Raw genomic sequence first — 15,006 nt, 5'->3', positions numbered from 1 at the left:
CCATGAGCCACACCGCAGTTTCCCTTCCGAAGGTCATTGCCGTTTTACCTGCTGCCGGGATCGGCAGCCGTATGCAGGCAGAATGCCCTAAGCAATACCTTTCTATCGGCGGTAAAACGCTGATAGAACATTCGATCCGCGCTTTATTGCACAACGACCAGGTCACTAAGGTGATCGTGGCGCTTAGCCCACATGACACTCAGTTTGCGCAGTTGCCTGTTGCCTGCGACCCCCGGATTCAGGTGGTGACCGGCGGCGGCGAGCGTGCAGAATCTGTGATGGCAGGTCTTGATGCGGCGGGTTCCCACGGTTGGGTTTTAGTGCACGATGCTGCCCGCCCGTGTTTGCACCCGGATGATCTGAAAAATCTGCTGGCGATCTCCGCAACCAGTAAAACCGGCGGGATCCTCGCCGCACCGGTGCGCGATACCATGAAACGCGGTGAAACCGGCAGGCAGGCCATTGCCCATACTGTTGACCGGCAAGATCTCTGGCATGCGCTGACGCCACAATTTTTCCCTCTCGAATTACTTAAAATCTGCCTGCGCCGTGCGCTGAATGAAGGTGCCGTGGTCACAGATGAAGCTTCTGCAATGGAATATTGTGGTTATCATCCTGTATTGATCCCGGCGCGGGCCGATAATATTAAAGTCACCAGGCCGGAAGATCTGGCGCTGGCTGAATTCTTTTTAACCCGCATATCCCACGAGGAGAACGCATAATGCGTATCGGTCACGGTTTTGATGTTCATAAGTTTGGCGGCGAAGGCCCGCTGGTGATCGGCGGTGTGCGTATTCCTTATCCGCAAGGTTTGCTGGCACATTCCGACGGCGATGTTGCATTGCATGCCGCCACTGATGCCCTGCTCGGCGCCGCTGCGCTGGGGGATATCGGTAAATTGTTCCCGGACACCGACCCGGCTTATAAAGGCGCGGACAGCCGCGAGCTGCTGCGCGAGGCTTACCGCCGCATTCGTGCAAAAGGTTACAAGCTGGGCAATCTGGATATCACCCTCATTGCTCAGGCACCTAAAATGGCACCGCATATCCCGCAGATGCGTGTATTTCTTGCCGAAGATTTACAGTGCCACATGGATGATGTGAACGTGAAAGCGACCACCACCGAACAGCTGGGCTTTACCGGCCGTGGCGAAGGTATCGCCTGCGAAGCCGTTGCCCTGCTGATTAAGGAATGATGTTGTGGAAGATTACCGCATGATAGATATGTCCCGTCTCACCTGGTTACTGGGCGAGCCCGTCGCCACCGGCCAGATGAAAGCCAATCCGGAAGACTTTATTGTCGAAGAAGATCTGGGCTTTGAGCCGGACGGCGAGGGTGAACATCTGTTAGTGCGGATCCGCAAAAACGGCTGTAATACACAGTTTGTTGCCGAACAGCTGGCGCGTTTTACCAAAGTGCATCCGCGTGATGTCAGCTATGCCGGTTTGAAAGATCGTCATGCAGTCACTGAACAGTGGTTTTGCCTGCATTTGCCGGGCAAAGCCGATCCTGATTTAAGTCAGTTCAATCTAGAAGGTTGCGAAGTGATCCGCGCCTCACGCCATCGTAAAAAGATGCGAATTGGTACACTGAAAGGCAACGCGTTTACGCTGGTGCTTCGTCAGATAAGTGATATCGCCGATGTTGAAGCGCGTCTGGAAAAAATTACCCAATGCGGCGTGCCGAACTATTTCGGTACTCAGCGCTTTGGTCGCGGCGGCAATAATCTGGTGCAGGCGAAACGCTGGGCGACTAACGAAGCCCGTCCAAAAGAACGTGCCAAACGCAGTTTCTATCTTTCAGCCAGCCGCAGTGCCTTGTTCAACATTATTGCCAGTCAGCGACTGGCTGATAACACCGTTCGTCAGGCAATGCCTGGCGATGCGTTACAACTTAGCGGTCGCGGCAGCTGGTTTGTCGCGAAGGCCGACGAGTTCGACTCCATTCAACCGCGCGTGGAAAACGCAGAGCTGCTGGTGACGGCGCCTTTGCCCGGAGATGGCCCGCTGGGTACGCTGGAAGACGCTGAAAAATTTGAGCTGGCTTGCCTGAGTGAACAGGCTGATTTACTGTCGTTACTTAAACGCGAAAGAGTCGAGCCTGCACGTCGCGCCATCATGCTGTTGCCTTTGCATCTGAACTGGCAGCGCTGGGATGACGTCACTCTGGAACTCAAATTCTGGCTACCGGCCGGCTGTTACGCCACGAGCGTCGTGCGCGAGCTGATGAATCTGGATGAAAGCAATGCGGATATTACTGAGTAATATATATCAGTGATTCATTCGATCTCATGCTGTCGCATATTCCCTCCTAAATGCCCTGCCTATAAGTGATTGCTGTCTCATGTTGTCGCATGATGAACATTGACAGCGCAATATAAACCGGACAACCTGCCGGATAACTTTCGTCTTTCACGCGTTGTTATCCTGTTAGGTTATCCGGTATGCCACTCACTGACACCAAAATCAAAAACGCACGACCTCAAGAAAAACCTTACACCCTTCAAGACGGCCAGGGGCTCTATCTGGAGATCCGCCCCTCCGGCGCTAAATTCTGGCGTTATCGTTTTTGGCTCACCCCGACCAAAGACGGCCGCTATACAATCGGCGAATATCCATCAGTTTCCCTATCCGAAGCCCGGAAAGAAAGGGAATGGGCCAGAGAGCAAGTAAAGCTCGGCCATAATCCAACGGATGTGCGAAAGCGCCAGAAACAGCAGAACGTCGCCGAGGCGTCCAATACATTCAAACTCGTCGCGGCCGAGTGGATCGAACGAAAAGCTCACACATGGAAACAAGCCACGAAGGAACAGGTTGAGTCGTTCCTCGCCATTAACGCTTATCCTGCTTTTGGGGATAAGGCCATCCGTGACGTTACAGCACATGAAATATTGGCGATGCTGCGTGGGATGGAGAAGAGAGGATCGGTTTCTTCAGCTCTAAAGGTCCGGCAGTGGTGCTCAGCAATTTTTTGTTATGCGGTTGCAACTTTGCGAGCTGACACGGATCCGGCTGCGGCGCTCAAGGGTGCGATCATTCCGAAGCGTATTAAGCACTCGCGCGCGCTGGAGGCTGAGGAAATCACAGATTTCTACAGTCGAATCACGGAGTACAAAGGCCTGACAGCAACCAAAACCATATTGCAGCTGCTGCCTTATGTTTTCGTTCGTCAGGTAGAGTTGCGCAGCGCAGAGTGGTCGGAGTTTGACTTGGAAAAAGGTCTATGGGTTATCCCAGCGGATAAAATGAAGATGGGCAGGATCCACAGCGTACCTTTGTGTCCAACAGCTGTTGATTTAATACGGACACTAAAGCTGGTCACCGGGAAAGGAAAATACCTTTTCCCGAACGTGAAGAATCCAGCCATGGTAATGAGCGAGTCGACCATTAACCGGGCTATTGAATATCTTGGTTATCCGTCGAAACATCTCACCGCGCACGATTTCCGTGCGACGGCCTCTACCAGATTGCATGAGATGGGGTTTAGGCATGACGTGATTGAGCGGCAGCTGGCGCACGTAGAACAAAACCGTGTCGTCGCTGCGTACAATCACGCCGAATATATGCCAGAAAGGAGGGAGATGATGCAGAAGTGGGGAGAGTGGCTTGATGCGCTCAGGCTTGCCGTTGCTCAGTGAGTTTCTCAATGTATGGGGTGATGTCTTCTTCGAGCCATTTTGAGCGAGGGCCGTCTTTCAATGGCTTGGGTATCTCTCCAGAAGCTATTTTTCGGTAAAGAGTAGAGCGGTGCATATTGAGCCTCGCACAAACTGCTTTAGAACTGAGTAAGTTTGGCATTGTTTATCTCTCTTCAAATTGGCCGTTGAGCACGCCAATCGTCCACAGGAAATCGACCAGTCGGTAGATCGGTTTGATGGGCTGATAGTGGCGTTTAATGATCGGGCCGGAAAGTTTATCGAATGGTGTTTTGGGATTGGCCGCGACGGCCTGGTGTAGTTCTTCGTTGCATCTCCGCGCAGCGGAGCGCAGGGCGTTTCGCTCGGATTCAGTCATGTTTTTATCTCGAATTCTGGCGCTCTAACTCTCCGTATTTCTGTTCGTAGGTATGCAGCCGCCAGCGGTCGAGCCGGTACTGCTTGATTTCTTCGTTGAGCCGGTCTACCTCGGCAGCCAGGCGGGAGCGCTCTCGATGAGCGCCGCGCACCAACTGCTTGGTTTCCTCTGGATCCCCGAACCGCACCAGCGCGTGCGCCAGCATGTCCAGCTCGAAACGCTGGTCTGCCGGATGCTGCCAGAACGGCGCGAGTTCGTGGCCGCGATAGCCGCAAGCGAGGTAAGCGCAGACGTGACCGGCTTTCAGCTTAATGTGTCCGCGCTTGTTCACCCACAAAAGCCCCCAGCGTTCGGGAAGGTCGTCGAGGCCAATCAACCCCTCGGGGCAGATGTAATACCGGTAGGTTCCCATGCCGGCCGATTTTCCGTTCCGGTGTGGCTTCGCCCGATCTGCCAGGAAATCAGACCGGCTGACCTTGGACTCGACAACCACCGAACCGCCGTCAAACCCCCACCGGTACCCGAAAGCGTCGGCACGCTCGCCACCGTAAAGGCCGCCGACCTCAGACAATGCCAACTGACAGCCTGGCCCGTTCCCGCTCGATGGCCGCTTAAGCCACTTCACCGCTAGTGTGTTCAGTTCGTTATGCGTCATAAGGCGACTCCGGCACCAGCTCGCTGCACACTGGACGTAGGCCGCTTTCGAAGAATGACAGCCTGCCTTTCAGCGGCGTGAACGTCAGCGGTCGAGCATCAGCCAGGACGAAGCCGTTAAAGCCGAAGAACCACGGCGACGGGCTTTCATCGACGCAATCGGTGATCGTGGCTATGCCGACGATGCCGCCTGAGAAGTCCCGCATGAGCGTATTGACTGATGGGAATTTGCGAACCCCCAAGCTCTTGGCAATCTCCTGAGCCTGATAGTAATCATCAAGGCGCATTTTCTGCGCGGCGTGGATGAGCACCGGCCCACGGTATTTCGTGCGCCAGTTGCGGTTCTCAATGTCTTTGTACCCGTTGACGATCAGCCACGCCCAAGGCTGACGAATGGAGAGAGCTTTCATAGTTTTGCCCCCGCATTCTTCATGACCAAATCCATGCTGATATCTTTGTCCGCCGCCGTTGCCGTTAACGTTGGGCAGGCAAGCCCTGCGGGGTGAATGTCGCAGCACACAAGACAAGTGCGAAATTGTGGGGGATTTACAGTGCCAGCTAGCTCAACCATTTGGCGAGTCACTTTTATGTTCGGTAGAATATTTTCAGGAATATTTTCAGGAATATTTTGCGGTTGGCTTTGTTGTAACGCGCCAGCCGGAACAGCTAGATAATGACCGGCCAACACTTTCACGCGAGAATTGCGTGCTGGTGGAATCGTGGTAAAGGTTGCAGGCACAAGCTCGATATCATTGAACGGGTTTTCGTTGCCCCAGTGATCCCAGCCAGCGGCGTCACCGCGGCTGAACAGCTCGATGCGCGATACGTTGCCGTAAAGCTGCTCAATCCGGTGTCGAGCTTCTGCTGGTTTCTGGCTGTGTTCACCGAGGCAGCTGTAAACCACCTGCTTCACGTTCATGGCAGCACGTTCCAAACCAGCACCACGTACGGCGATCAGCATATCCTCACTGTTGGCGCGGGTGTAAGTTCCACCATTCATGCGTGTTTGTGTGTTGAGAAGGTCAAGGAAATCGTGAAAGTCGAGAACGTCCTGTTCCCGTAACCTCTTCTCGATGTGCTGCCAGGCCAGTTCGTTGAGCTTTACCCAGGTCAGGCCTTTCATAGTGCGAACCTCAAAGCCCCATGCTTTCGCCAGCTCTTTTGCTTCATCAACGTGCGTGCCGGTGAACCACATGCAAAGGACCGCATCATCGGCGGTAATTGACCAGACTGGGAGGCGCTTCATGTCTTCCAGTGTCATGGTTTGATAATGGTTTTCTGCGGCACCGTTCACGCCTTTGTTCTGATAGCGCCACGGCGGATCTGCATAGATGAGTTGATACATCAGGCTGGTACCCCGCATATTTTAGAAAGTGAGCGGTGGTGATTCATGACCGTTGCCACGTAAGACGCTTTTCGGTTCATCACCTCGATGGCGTAGTTCCGGCCAGCGACGCGTACCTGGTACGTTTCGCTGTTCTTCCGCCGGGCATAATCGCCGTATTTTTGTTGGTGGCAGCTCAGCGCGGTTTCGGCTGCCTGCTTTTCTTGCGGCGTAGGATTGCCGCGAATGATGTGACGCATGGCTTTCTCCAGGCGTAAAAAAACCGCTCAGAGGCGGCCTATTTTCTGTGAATGATGGCGTTACTGTGGGAACACTTCCGGGTTGGCTGGCAATTCAATAGATTCTATCGGGATGATTTTGTCCGAACCGTTTACGTCCGCAATCGCTCCGATTACCAAACTGCTGAAAAGTCGTTGCTCAGCAGCCGTCAGAACAACTTGCCCGGTCACGCCTTCAGCTCTGACCAGAATCGCGAAGTTCTCAATCTTCATTTACGGTTTCCTTAAATTCTTTGGTAGCCAGCTGTTCGACGAGCGCGACGACATCAACGCCCAGAGCTTTCCCCATTTCCAGAAACAGGGCCGTTGCCGGGTTGATGTCGAGTGTGACTGACGGAATTCTCTGGCCGTACCCGAGAGATAATTTGCAGGTCATGCCGTAATGTGGGTCCAGCTCGCAGCCGATCATCAGCTTACGGGCCGCATGCCCGTGTGGAAGGCCGTGTTCGCCATCGCAATAACCCATGTTATCCCTGACGCGAAGGCGCTGCCGCAAGTTGGCGATATCTAATTTCGGCATTATTCACCTGCCTTAATTCGACATGCAAGCGCGCGGGTTTCGACAGCCAGAGCCTGGGCGCGCGTCAGTAAATCGCTTTTTGCTGCTGTTGCTGCTGGTTCAACCGCGTAAAGCTTGGTGCCGGGCAGAACGTCAAACCGAAGGAAACGGAAATCGACCTCGCGGGTGATCCCTTTCTCTCGGTTGGCACCGGCCCATGCGACGATCTCGCCGACTGGCGCGGGCGAGTGGCTCTGAACAATGCAATCACAACAATGACCGAAACAAGCTGCGAATGCGTCGCGCTGGATATCATCGATATCAAAATTATCTTCTAACCAGTCGCAGAGCTTTTCCTTGCTGATGACAGGTTTCTGCGGCGGAAGGTATTTTTCCCTGTAAACAGGAATCATACCAGGACCGGCATCCTCTTCACCCGCCTCACCTTCGATGTGGCCGCGCGCAAGGTGCGCGTCGTTTAACCAAGCCACTGGCACCTGATCGCCTTTCAGCGCATCACGCTCAATGATGATTTTCTGTGTGGCTTTGATCGACTCATAATCCCCGTGAACAAACAGCCTTCCAGAACCATCACCCACGCCAAGAGTGCAGCTGATGTCTTTACTTTTCAGTGCGGCGATCTCACGGTTTGCTGCTTCGAGCTGCTGATTGGCATCCGCGAAAAGAACATAATCACCGTCATATTGTTCGCTGATATAGGCTTCATGAGGCCATATCTCAAAATTGAATCTTCTTAATTCGGGAATATCAGTTTTGTCAGTCATAAAGCCTCCTTCAAAAACAGGATCCAGTGAGTTTTGTCGCCTTTACCGGTACGCTGCCAGATTGTTGGCTTCTGGTCGGTCAGAGCGATTACCTGGGAAACGGGGATCTGCGTTTCGTTCCATTTGAAAACGAGCGTGCCGTGTGGCCGCAACACTCTGAACGCTTCGCGGAACCCTGCGGCGATATCATCACGCCATGTTGCTTTGTCCAGCGCGCCGTACTTCTTCCGCATCCAGCCATTCACGCCAGCGCGTTCCAGGTGCGGGGGATCGAATACAACCTGGGCAAAACTGTTATCTGCGAACGGAAGCTGGCGGAAGTCGGCAATGACATCCGGGCTGATCACCAGATGGCGCCCATCGCATAGCGTGTGATTTTCGCTCCGCACGTCGCTGAATACAGCGCGCTCATCCTGCTTATCCAGCCAGAACATGCGGGACCCGCAGCACATATCGAGGATTGGCTTGCTGGTTGCCTCAGTCATGATTGCTAACCCTTTGTTCGATTACTTCCAAACCCGACTTCAAGGCCAGCGCATGTTCAGCTCTGGCGCCTGCGCTGAACTGCCAGCCGGTCAGCAGAAAGATTGCATCTGCACGCTGCAGCATCGTAATGCCGACGGCCATGTAATCGGCTTCGGTCAGACCGTCAGGCAGGATCGCCGGATTCAGCGGGACATGCTTATCGAATGACAGGTTGAGCGCGGCCTGATTGAAAGCAGGGCGGTTGAAATGGGGCAGACCTGTCATCGGCCCGGCGATGTACACTTTCATGGCTGCGATTCCTGAGAGAGGAATGCTGCCTTCACCGCCTCGACGATGAGGCAAATATAGGTGTAATCAGGGTTTGGCTCTGTAGGCCAGTCAGCGTTCGCCGCGTCGTAAACGTCACCAAATAAAGGCATCCACAAACTTTCATAATTCCAGTCCGCCAGCACGTCATTCATCGACATGCCGTCTGCACGATCAAAACTCTCTCGTGCTTGGTCAGCGTCAATTTCTCCGGTGCGTCGCTTATCCAGTACCGTTTTGCGAATGAAGTCCCCGTGATCACCTTCGGCATATTGGTGTTTCTGGATTCCGCGACTTAAACAGTTCGCCAGGTAGTCAGTGCTGGCGCTGGAAAAGAACTGCTCGACAGTTCGCCCGCTCATGGCAGGCCAGCCAGCTGTCCATGCCTTACCAAAACAGCTGATAGTGATTGTGCCGCGACCGGGCTCGAAATTTTCGGTAACTACTTTTACCGGGTCCAGATTTTCCAGCCCGGAGAGCACCAATTGCTTTAGTTGGGAGGTTTCAATTTTCATTATGTGTACCTGCGCGCAGGCCAGAAAGGTCTGTTCGTTATTTGAACGAAAATAAATGATCGATCATCTATTTGATGAGTCAGTGCGGTAACTTGATTTGGTAATCAGCGCAGAAGTCCAGCACGTACAGGCATTCAGCGGGGCTTTCGGTTTCGTTGACCACGTCGCAGCCACCGGGATGAAGGCAGTTGCAATGCTGGCAGCTCAGACGATTGTCGAAGCAGTCTTTCGCCATGTGGTACCCGTTACATCTGCCGCCGCTGAACCTGTGAGGAAAATCATAAGAGGGGCAGCGACAAGTTACCTGCCGGCCGTCCCAATACGCTTTCCCGCTGGCCATTACTCAGCACCTGGCGCTTCGATCGGCTTGATGGTGTCCAGTAGCAATCTGGCGCGACCGTGGCCGCCGCAGCGCTGGCCGGTGTCGCGGTAGTAAAACTCTTTTGAAGACACGGCCCACGTCGTGGCGGTCATGTGTATTTTTACGCGCTTCTGCCCGTCGTTACGCACGACGATAGCGGTATGTGTTTTTGCTTTAGGCATGGTGATCGCCTCTATAGAAAGGGATATGACCAGCCCTGAACGGGCTGGCGCTGCTGGCTGTTAAAAAGGAATGTCGTCGTCGAAGTCCTGAACAGGCTGTGATGCTGTGTTACGGTTCTGCAGGCCAGATGTTCTGGTCTGATTCGTCTGGTTGGCATAAGGATTTGCTGGGGGGGGTGCGCCGTTGGCGCGCTGCGCGTTGGTACCAGCATTCGGATCGCGCTCATCTCTGTCTTTCAGCGCGGCAACCATCTTGTCGACGGCTTCAGCTGGTTGGTTCTCGGCGTGCTCGGCATATGTTTTACGGGTCCCGCACTTGAATGCCTGGCGGATCTCCATCCGGTAACCCTCGCCACCATTGGCTTTCGTATACAGGGTTTTCTGAAGAACAAGGCCAACTGATTTACCAACCAAACCCTGATTGTGCCATTCAACTCCGTCCGGCCCCTGCACCTGAACTGGCGCTGCTTCTTTGATGCCTGCCGACCACATCAGGGCGGAGATCAGACCCATGCCGAACGTCGGCTCGCCGTCCTTGCCCAGATAGTTGATGCGCAGGTAGTTGGCTTTCGCGCCGTTAGAGTCGAGGCTGATTTCCAGCGCCTGCGACTGACTGCCGTCTTTACCGAAGGTGTAAACCGCGGAAGAGATAACGCCTTCATAAGCGCCGTTCTCAGAGATACCCATGGTGCCAGCCTTTTTGGCTGCTTCCGGATCGAATTTAAAGCTCATTGGTTGTTGCATCAGATTGTTGCTCCTAAAGAATCAGACATGAAGTCGCAGATAGCGACGTCCACAGCTTTGAGGTCGTTGTCCATTTCGGACTGGTCAGGGAAAAGGTCTGGCGGGGCTTTGGCCGTGTCGTTGTCGTCACCTTTGATCAGGAAGACGTGCTTCCCGTCTTTTTTGATGGCGCGCAAAACGATTGAGAAATACCCCTCAGGGGTAAGCTTTTCGTTAAGCATCTTCCCGGCGGTTTTCATTCGGATCTTGCCTTCGCTTTCTTCGGTGTGAGCGAGAAAGTAAACGCGAACGTCGTCCGGCAGCTGCGTGGCGGCGGTGATAATCCGCCAGACGTGATCGGCCATTTCAGTGAACTTGGTGTAGCCGGTCTGGTAGGCCCGCATCATATTTTCGTGCTGCATGACGACTTGAAAGTCATCGATGATCAGCACCTTTCGCGATTTCGATAGAACCATGCGCTGGATCTTGTCCTGCACTTCATTCCAGTCATCGGTACGGAAAACGTTGCCGCGCTGCGGTTCGCCGTTGGCGTCCGGCTGGCCGTGAATGCGCCAGCCTTTCGAACGGAACGGGAGTAGTTTGGGGATGCATTGGATCAGAAGGCATTCTTCTGGCTCAAAGTTGCGCAGGCTGTACGACTTGCCCGCGCCGGAGTCCCCGAGTATCAGAACTGGAGTACCCATCAGAACATCGCTCCCATGTAGTGGCGCATAGTGAATTTCTGATCCTCGTCGAGGTCAAGATTCGATAAACACCAGCGTAAGTATTCGGGATTGTTTGCACCGATATCTGCAAAGGTTTCGTTTTTGTACTTCCCGAATTTCATGATGTGCAGCAGCGAAGGGTTATTGGTGATATCCCGCATTTCTGACACTTTCCAGTGCGCCAGGCTGTTCATGTAGAGCAGGGTGGTGGCCGTGACGTAGCAGTCATACAGTGCGCGGTGTGCGTAAAGCCCATCAGGAACGTGCGGATCTAATCCAAACCGATAGCGCAGATACTGGTTGCCGTGGGATTTCTCTTCCGGCCAGAGTTTGCGGGAAAGCTTAAGGGTGCAAACCCACGGTGCGGTGATTTGTGGGAGCTTCTCGCGGTCGAATGCCGCGTTGTGCGCAACGTAGATATCAGCGCCGAGGTACTTATCAATCACAGAATCGATAGGCGGTGCGTCCGCGACCATTTCCTCTGTGATGTGATGTAAGGCCATAGCCTCAAAGCTGATAGGCTCAAGGGGCTTTACAAAGTCACTCATGGGGTTGCAGATTTCGCCGTTTACGATATCAACGCTGGCAATCTCCACGATCCCACCCTCGAGCGACGTAGTTTCCGTATCAATAACTCGGAAAGTAATCATGCTGATTTCCTGTGTCGGTGCGTTGGTCCGCCACGGCTTCCATCTGGGCCAGGCGACCGGCCAGGCGGTCGAGGTCGCTCGGTGATACGTGGTTGTCGAAGCAGAAGCGGAGAATGAGGGTTTCTTTATTGAGCTGCTGATCAGTGGTTACGGCGGTTGTCATTTCCATAATGAATCAGCCACCAGCAGAACGACGGACACCAACAACATATAAAGTGTTGGTAACCAGAAACCGCGCCACGTCAGCGGCTCCCAGTCTCGAACGTCATCGCCCGTCAGCTTGTGGCGATACTGGATTTTCTGGTCAGGTTTCATTTCCATGATGTCCTCCGTACGTGAGTGGTCAGCCAGACCGGCCAGCTGTGTTTCTGGGTGCAGCAGCTGCTGAACACGACGACCGGCAAAGCGACATGCATTGATGAACAGGTGCGCTGGCGCGGCGTTGTTGAAAGTGGATTTCGTTGCATTTGAATCTCCGATTTAATCCATGACAAAGCGCCCGCGCTGGCAGGCTTCTTTGCGATGGAGTGAAAAAAATGCCCCAAGGGGATGGGGCAAAGACACACAGCATTGGATGATTAACGGAGAGAGCTGCGTCGCTGGATTCGAACCAGATCCGGGGTAGGGAACCCCGCGCATTGCCTTTTATGCTACGACACAACTGAAAGAGCACTACCGCGTTTTTGCCGGTCCATCCTGGCTTTTGGTACTTCCCCGGCTGCGAGATTGTTTTTGCATGCCAGCGCTCTTTCAGTTGTGTGCTGGGATGATGCCCAGCTATCCACCGCCTTTACTTTTAAGCCCAATGAATTGCTGCGGTACTCCGGGCTGTAACTCTGTAGCTTATTGCGGCAATGATGGTGTGAACGGATATTTTGCTGCATTACCGAATCGGTTTTTGATCATTACGTTTTTGTAAATGATGACCTCTGCATGAAGTGACGCCTTGTCGACTTCATCTTTTAAAGCTCCGTCCCCGATCGTAAGATTGGGATTCTGGAAATCGTCGTCATCGAGAAATAAGACGGCTACGTTTTTAACTTCGTGCATGGGAACCTCAATGGAAATTAAAGGTGATTTTTTCGTATTGTTGCACAGTGAATCTCAGGACAGTTTTACAGTCGAAAAGATGTCGGACATGGTTATGAAGAACATGAATGTTTTCATAAAAGGGGCTAAGGTCGATTACATTGTGATCGCAATGGCCGACACTCTTGAAGACATCGAAGAGCACAAGCGCCGGTTGATTGAATTGCGTATTGAAACGCTCAAAAAACAAGTAATGAAACACTAATCTCCTGTCCTTACTCTTAAGCACCCTTGCCAAAGCCCCCGACATTTCGGGGGCAGTGGTAAAGCCACTTAAGCCAGACGTTCGAGCACAGCGCGCTGATGTTCGGCGGCCAACTCGACCTGCTGCACGTTAAAGTCAAAACACTGGTTAATTTCCAGCGCTTCGGTGTGGGCTGCCTCCACGATATCGCGACGGCGGGGATAGTCGTACGCGCCGTAAAACTGCGATTGGACGCGCGCAGCGTTAACCCGCGTGATATCAATTTGGTCATTCATTTCCAGCGCTTCGGTGTGGGCTGCTTCAATCCACTCCACCATTTCAGCTTTAATGGAACGCAGAAGCAGCACGTTGCGATCAGACATAGCGTCGTCATATGCGTCTTCTAAATCTTGGAACTGTTCGCGAGTGATAATTAAAGTTTTCATTTTGTCAGTCTCGGTTAGTGGTCTTATGTCTGTCGCCTCGCACTGACAGCGACAGGGTAAAATCACATTCCCCCTTAAAGAGCTACTTATCGGTCGATCCCTTTCGGGGCCGGAAGTGATTACATCGCTCACTTCATCGCGTGTTGCTTAGTTGGCGTCCTGCCGTGTCGATGGGATGATAATGAACTTTAGGTTCATTTAATGCAAGTACTAAAGGTTCATTTTTTGATTGTTAAAATGAACTTTATGTTTATTTATTTGATTGGAAAGGGAATTTTTGGAAAGATATTTTTTGATAAGCAGACATAAAAAAACCGGCCTAAGCCGGTTCTATCAGGAGAGAATATTCTAAGGTATGAATTCCCATTTTATATCAACAACTTTGCCTAATATTTTACAATTACCATTAATTGGGGTTAACGGATATTGGGGATTCAACGCCTTCAAATACTTCTGTCCCGCGTCAATTATGAACTTTTTGAAGGTGGCTTCATTTTCATTTTCGAGTTTTGCGACAACCAGATTTCCGTTAGATGCCTCTTTCTCTGGATCTACGAGAATGATCATGCCTTCTGGAACAGTAAAACCGATAGGAGAGGTCATTGAGTCGCCTTTAACTCTCAGCCAAAAAGAACCTGGGCTGGCATCAACTGTAGTTTCAGGCCATATTTCAATCTCGTCCTTCCGGTATGGTTCAACAGCCTCAAGCCAACAACCCGCACTGACCCAGCTTATTAGAGGGAAACTGTTTCCCGTCTTATGCTTGCCAATATAGGAGACATTGGCCGGTTCTGAATTTGATGGCTTACCCAGTTGCAACCAAGCCAAGTCTACACGTAGATATTTTGCAAGAGCTTCCATTGGCTCGCGTCGAGGCATGGCTTCGCCAGTCAACCATTTGCTGACAGCTTTAGGTGTAACACCGATGGCCTTGGCAAGTTTCACACCGCGGCCATGCTCCTCGAGCCCGAACTCTTTGCAGGCCTGCGCAAGCCTCCGGGCAAAATCATCACGCAATTTTTCATCATGAACCATAAGTTCAATCATACATCTGCTTGCATGTACTTTCAGTTCCGGCATAGAATGTACTTTAAGTTCATTAAAAGGGGGTTGATATGCCAACACAAACACTCGGTGACGTGATTAAAGCAGTTCGCGTGCCTGTGGTTGCGTCAGCTTGTGGTGTTAGTGCTCGCGCCATTTATAAGTGGATCGTTCGTGGTTCTCTTCCGCGCACTGATTTCACTGGCGAAACAAGTTACGCACAAAAAATCTCTGAGGTTTCGGCAGGAAAATATTCTGAATCAGAAATCTTAGATATCAGTAAGCAAAAATCTATCGCGGTTGGTGATTAAGCCGCGTGATAACCACGAGTTAACAAGGGAAAGATAAATGGAAACAAATGCAACAACACGCAACTCAGAACTACCAAAACTCAAGCCACGTGATATGGAGCGGCTTGTTTTACGGCAGCTTCAACTGCATGGGCAGAAGCCTATTGCTGACGAAATCGGAATGGATGAATCGACCATAAGCCGGTGGAAGCAGGGGAACATTGAACAGTTCTGCAAGTTCCTTGCGGCGCTGGGCATTCAGCTGGCGCCACCTGAGGCGGTGCTGGTTCGACGAGATTATTTGTTCTCGATGGAGACCCTGGCTGAAATCGGGATGAAGGCTGAGCGCATGCGCCCGGAGCCTATTGGTTTTAACTGAGGGCATGGAAATGGGTTACTGCAAACCAAAAAGAAAAGCCGCACTGCGCGAA

General features: G+C 52.4%; 28 protein-coding genes. 7 read left to right on the top strand and 21 right to left on the bottom strand.

Annotated features, from left to right (window positions below):
• The first annotated feature begins 2 nt into the window (after nt 1–2).
• From ispD to ACQZQY_RS01850, 4 genes are all read left to right on the top strand, one after another.
• Nucleotides 3–722 (top strand): 2-C-methyl-D-erythritol 4-phosphate cytidylyltransferase, encoded by a 720-nt coding sequence (gene ispD / locus ACQZQY_RS01865; protein WP_056772824.1) that lies wholly within the window; start codon nt 3–5, stop codon nt 720–722.
• Complete coding sequence (gene ispF / locus ACQZQY_RS01860; protein WP_136377443.1) at nt 722–1,195, top strand: 2-C-methyl-D-erythritol 2,4-cyclodiphosphate synthase; 474 nt, start codon at nt 722–724, stop codon at nt 1,193–1,195. Before ispD ends, ispF begins: the two co-directional genes overlap by 1 nt.
• Before the next feature lie 22 nt (nt 1,196–1,217).
• Nucleotides 1,218–2,264: a tRNA pseudouridine(13) synthase TruD gene (gene truD, locus ACQZQY_RS01855; protein WP_431297237.1), complete on the top strand. Its 1,047-nt coding sequence runs from the start codon at nt 1,218–1,220 to the stop codon at nt 2,262–2,264.
• 179 nt (nt 2,265–2,443) lie between these two features.
• Nucleotides 2,444–3,637, top strand: coding sequence for a tyrosine-type recombinase/integrase (locus ACQZQY_RS01850; protein ID WP_431296528.1), 1,194 nt, complete (start codon nt 2,444–2,446; stop codon nt 3,635–3,637).
• Here ACQZQY_RS01850 and ACQZQY_RS01845 read toward each other — a convergent pair.
• The 19 genes from ACQZQY_RS01845 to ACQZQY_RS01755 all read right to left on the bottom strand — a co-directional run bounded on the left by ACQZQY_RS01845 (nt 3,615) and on the right by ACQZQY_RS01755 (nt 12,572).
• Complete coding sequence (locus tag ACQZQY_RS01845; protein WP_431297236.1) at nt 3,615–3,752, bottom strand: helix-turn-helix transcriptional regulator; 138 nt, start codon at nt 3,750–3,752, stop codon at nt 3,615–3,617. The genes ACQZQY_RS01850 and ACQZQY_RS01845 overlap by 23 nt on opposite strands.
• A gap of 48 nt (nt 3,753–3,800) precedes the next feature.
• Nucleotides 3,801–4,013, bottom strand: a complete 213-nt coding sequence (locus ACQZQY_RS01840) for a hypothetical protein (RefSeq protein ID WP_159281211.1) — start codon at nt 4,011–4,013, stop codon at nt 3,801–3,803.
• 4 nt (nt 4,014–4,017) lie between these two features.
• On the bottom strand, nt 4,018–4,668 hold the full coding sequence (locus ACQZQY_RS01835) for an adenylosuccinate synthase (protein WP_431296527.1): 651 nt from the start codon (nt 4,666–4,668) through the stop codon (nt 4,018–4,020).
• Nucleotides 4,658–5,077, bottom strand: coding sequence for an ASCH domain-containing protein (locus ACQZQY_RS01830; RefSeq protein WP_431296526.1), 420 nt, complete (start codon nt 5,075–5,077; stop codon nt 4,658–4,660). The genes ACQZQY_RS01835 and ACQZQY_RS01830 overlap by 11 nt, the downstream gene beginning before the upstream one ends.
• Nucleotides 5,074–6,012 carry an MT-A70 family methyltransferase gene (locus tag ACQZQY_RS01825; RefSeq protein ID WP_431296525.1) on the bottom strand — a complete coding sequence of 313 codons (939 nt, stop codon included), beginning with the start codon at nt 6,010–6,012 and terminating at the stop codon, nt 5,074–5,076. The genes ACQZQY_RS01830 and ACQZQY_RS01825 overlap by 4 nt, the downstream gene beginning before the upstream one ends.
• Nucleotides 6,012–6,251, bottom strand: coding sequence for a DUF4060 family protein (locus tag ACQZQY_RS01820; protein ID WP_159281210.1), 240 nt, complete (start codon nt 6,249–6,251; stop codon nt 6,012–6,014). The genes ACQZQY_RS01825 and ACQZQY_RS01820 overlap by 1 nt, the downstream gene beginning before the upstream one ends.
• A gap of 60 nt (nt 6,252–6,311) precedes the next feature.
• Nucleotides 6,312–6,503, bottom strand: coding sequence for a hypothetical protein (locus tag ACQZQY_RS01815; RefSeq protein ID WP_431296524.1), 192 nt, complete (start codon nt 6,501–6,503; stop codon nt 6,312–6,314).
• The gene (locus tag ACQZQY_RS01810) at nt 6,493–6,810 is read right to left on the bottom strand and encodes a hypothetical protein (RefSeq protein WP_431296523.1); all 318 of its coding nucleotides are present in this window, start codon (nt 6,808–6,810) and stop codon (nt 6,493–6,495) included. The genes ACQZQY_RS01815 and ACQZQY_RS01810 overlap by 11 nt, the downstream gene beginning before the upstream one ends.
• Nucleotides 6,810–7,574 carry a hypothetical protein gene (locus tag ACQZQY_RS01805; protein ID WP_431296522.1) on the bottom strand — a complete coding sequence of 255 codons (765 nt, stop codon included), beginning with the start codon at nt 7,572–7,574 and terminating at the stop codon, nt 6,810–6,812. Before ACQZQY_RS01805 ends, ACQZQY_RS01810 begins: the two co-directional genes overlap by 1 nt.
• Nucleotides 7,571–8,059: a class I SAM-dependent methyltransferase gene (locus ACQZQY_RS01800; protein WP_431296521.1), complete on the bottom strand. Its 489-nt coding sequence runs from the start codon at nt 8,057–8,059 to the stop codon at nt 7,571–7,573. Before ACQZQY_RS01800 ends, ACQZQY_RS01805 begins: the two co-directional genes overlap by 4 nt.
• Nucleotides 8,052–8,348 carry a DUF4406 domain-containing protein gene (locus ACQZQY_RS01795; RefSeq protein ID WP_431296520.1) on the bottom strand — a complete coding sequence of 99 codons (297 nt, stop codon included), beginning with the start codon at nt 8,346–8,348 and terminating at the stop codon, nt 8,052–8,054. The genes ACQZQY_RS01800 and ACQZQY_RS01795 overlap by 8 nt, the downstream gene beginning before the upstream one ends.
• A complete protein-coding gene (locus ACQZQY_RS01790; protein WP_431296519.1) occupies nt 8,345–8,881 on the bottom strand; it encodes a hypothetical protein in 537 nt (178 codons plus the stop codon). Before ACQZQY_RS01790 ends, ACQZQY_RS01795 begins: the two co-directional genes overlap by 4 nt.
• A gap of 339 nt (nt 8,882–9,220) precedes the next feature.
• Complete coding sequence (locus tag ACQZQY_RS01785) at nt 9,221–9,424, bottom strand: hypothetical protein (protein ID WP_122095953.1); 204 nt, start codon at nt 9,422–9,424, stop codon at nt 9,221–9,223.
• Nucleotides 9,425–9,484: 60 nt separating this feature from the next.
• Nucleotides 9,485–10,168 carry a hypothetical protein gene (locus tag ACQZQY_RS01780; protein WP_431296518.1) on the bottom strand — a complete coding sequence of 228 codons (684 nt, stop codon included), beginning with the start codon at nt 10,166–10,168 and terminating at the stop codon, nt 9,485–9,487.
• The gene (locus ACQZQY_RS01775) at nt 10,168–10,851 is read right to left on the bottom strand and encodes an ATP-binding protein (protein WP_416122056.1); all 684 of its coding nucleotides are present in this window, start codon (nt 10,849–10,851) and stop codon (nt 10,168–10,170) included. The genes ACQZQY_RS01780 and ACQZQY_RS01775 overlap by 1 nt, the downstream gene beginning before the upstream one ends.
• Nucleotides 10,851–11,522 carry an exodeoxyribonuclease X gene (gene exoX / locus ACQZQY_RS01770; RefSeq protein WP_431296517.1) on the bottom strand — a complete coding sequence of 224 codons (672 nt, stop codon included), beginning with the start codon at nt 11,520–11,522 and terminating at the stop codon, nt 10,851–10,853. Before exoX ends, ACQZQY_RS01775 begins: the two co-directional genes overlap by 1 nt.
• Nucleotides 11,500–11,691 carry a hypothetical protein gene (locus tag ACQZQY_RS01765; protein WP_431296516.1) on the bottom strand — a complete coding sequence of 64 codons (192 nt, stop codon included), beginning with the start codon at nt 11,689–11,691 and terminating at the stop codon, nt 11,500–11,502. The genes exoX and ACQZQY_RS01765 overlap by 23 nt, the downstream gene beginning before the upstream one ends.
• Entirely contained in the window at nt 11,682–11,843 is a 162-nt protein-coding gene (locus ACQZQY_RS01760) for a hypothetical protein (protein ID WP_431296515.1), read from the bottom strand. Before ACQZQY_RS01760 ends, ACQZQY_RS01765 begins: the two co-directional genes overlap by 10 nt.
• A 522-nt stretch (nt 11,844–12,365) precedes the next feature.
• Entirely contained in the window at nt 12,366–12,572 is a 207-nt protein-coding gene (locus tag ACQZQY_RS01755; protein WP_431296514.1) for a hypothetical protein, read from the bottom strand.
• A gap of 10 nt (nt 12,573–12,582) precedes the next feature.
• On the opposite strand from ACQZQY_RS01755, the gene ACQZQY_RS01750 reads away from it, so the two are divergent.
• Nucleotides 12,583–12,816 (top strand): hypothetical protein, encoded by a 234-nt coding sequence (locus tag ACQZQY_RS01750; protein ID WP_431296513.1) that lies wholly within the window; start codon nt 12,583–12,585, stop codon nt 12,814–12,816.
• Nucleotides 12,817–12,884: 68 nt separating this feature from the next.
• Here ACQZQY_RS01750 and ACQZQY_RS01745 read toward each other — a convergent pair whose 3' ends face one another.
• Both ACQZQY_RS01745 and ACQZQY_RS01740 read right to left on the bottom strand, forming a co-directional pair.
• Nucleotides 12,885–13,178 (bottom strand): hypothetical protein, encoded by a 294-nt coding sequence (locus ACQZQY_RS01745; RefSeq protein WP_431296512.1) that lies wholly within the window; start codon nt 13,176–13,178, stop codon nt 12,885–12,887.
• Nucleotides 13,179–13,589: 411 nt separating this feature from the next.
• On the bottom strand, nt 13,590–14,288 hold the full coding sequence (locus tag ACQZQY_RS01740) for a LexA family protein (RefSeq protein ID WP_431296511.1): 699 nt from the start codon (nt 14,286–14,288) through the stop codon (nt 13,590–13,592).
• Between the two features lie 68 nt (nt 14,289–14,356).
• Here ACQZQY_RS01740 and ACQZQY_RS01735 point away from each other — a divergent pair, with 68 nt between their 5' ends.
• On the top strand, nt 14,357–14,596 hold the full coding sequence (locus ACQZQY_RS01735) for a hypothetical protein (RefSeq protein WP_431296510.1): 240 nt from the start codon (nt 14,357–14,359) through the stop codon (nt 14,594–14,596).
• 37 nt (nt 14,597–14,633) lie between these two features.
• On the top strand, nt 14,634–14,954 hold the full coding sequence (locus ACQZQY_RS01730; RefSeq protein ID WP_431296509.1) for a CII family transcriptional regulator: 321 nt from the start codon (nt 14,634–14,636) through the stop codon (nt 14,952–14,954).
• Nucleotides 14,955–15,006 lie beyond the last annotated feature (52 nt).

This window comes from Rahnella sp. PAMC25559 (genome assembly GCF_050632365.1).
GTDB lineage: Bacteria > Pseudomonadota > Gammaproteobacteria > Enterobacterales > Enterobacteriaceae > Rahnella > Rahnella rivi.
Note: the sequence above shows the minus strand (reverse complement) of the source record. Positions and strands in the feature narration are given on the sequence as shown.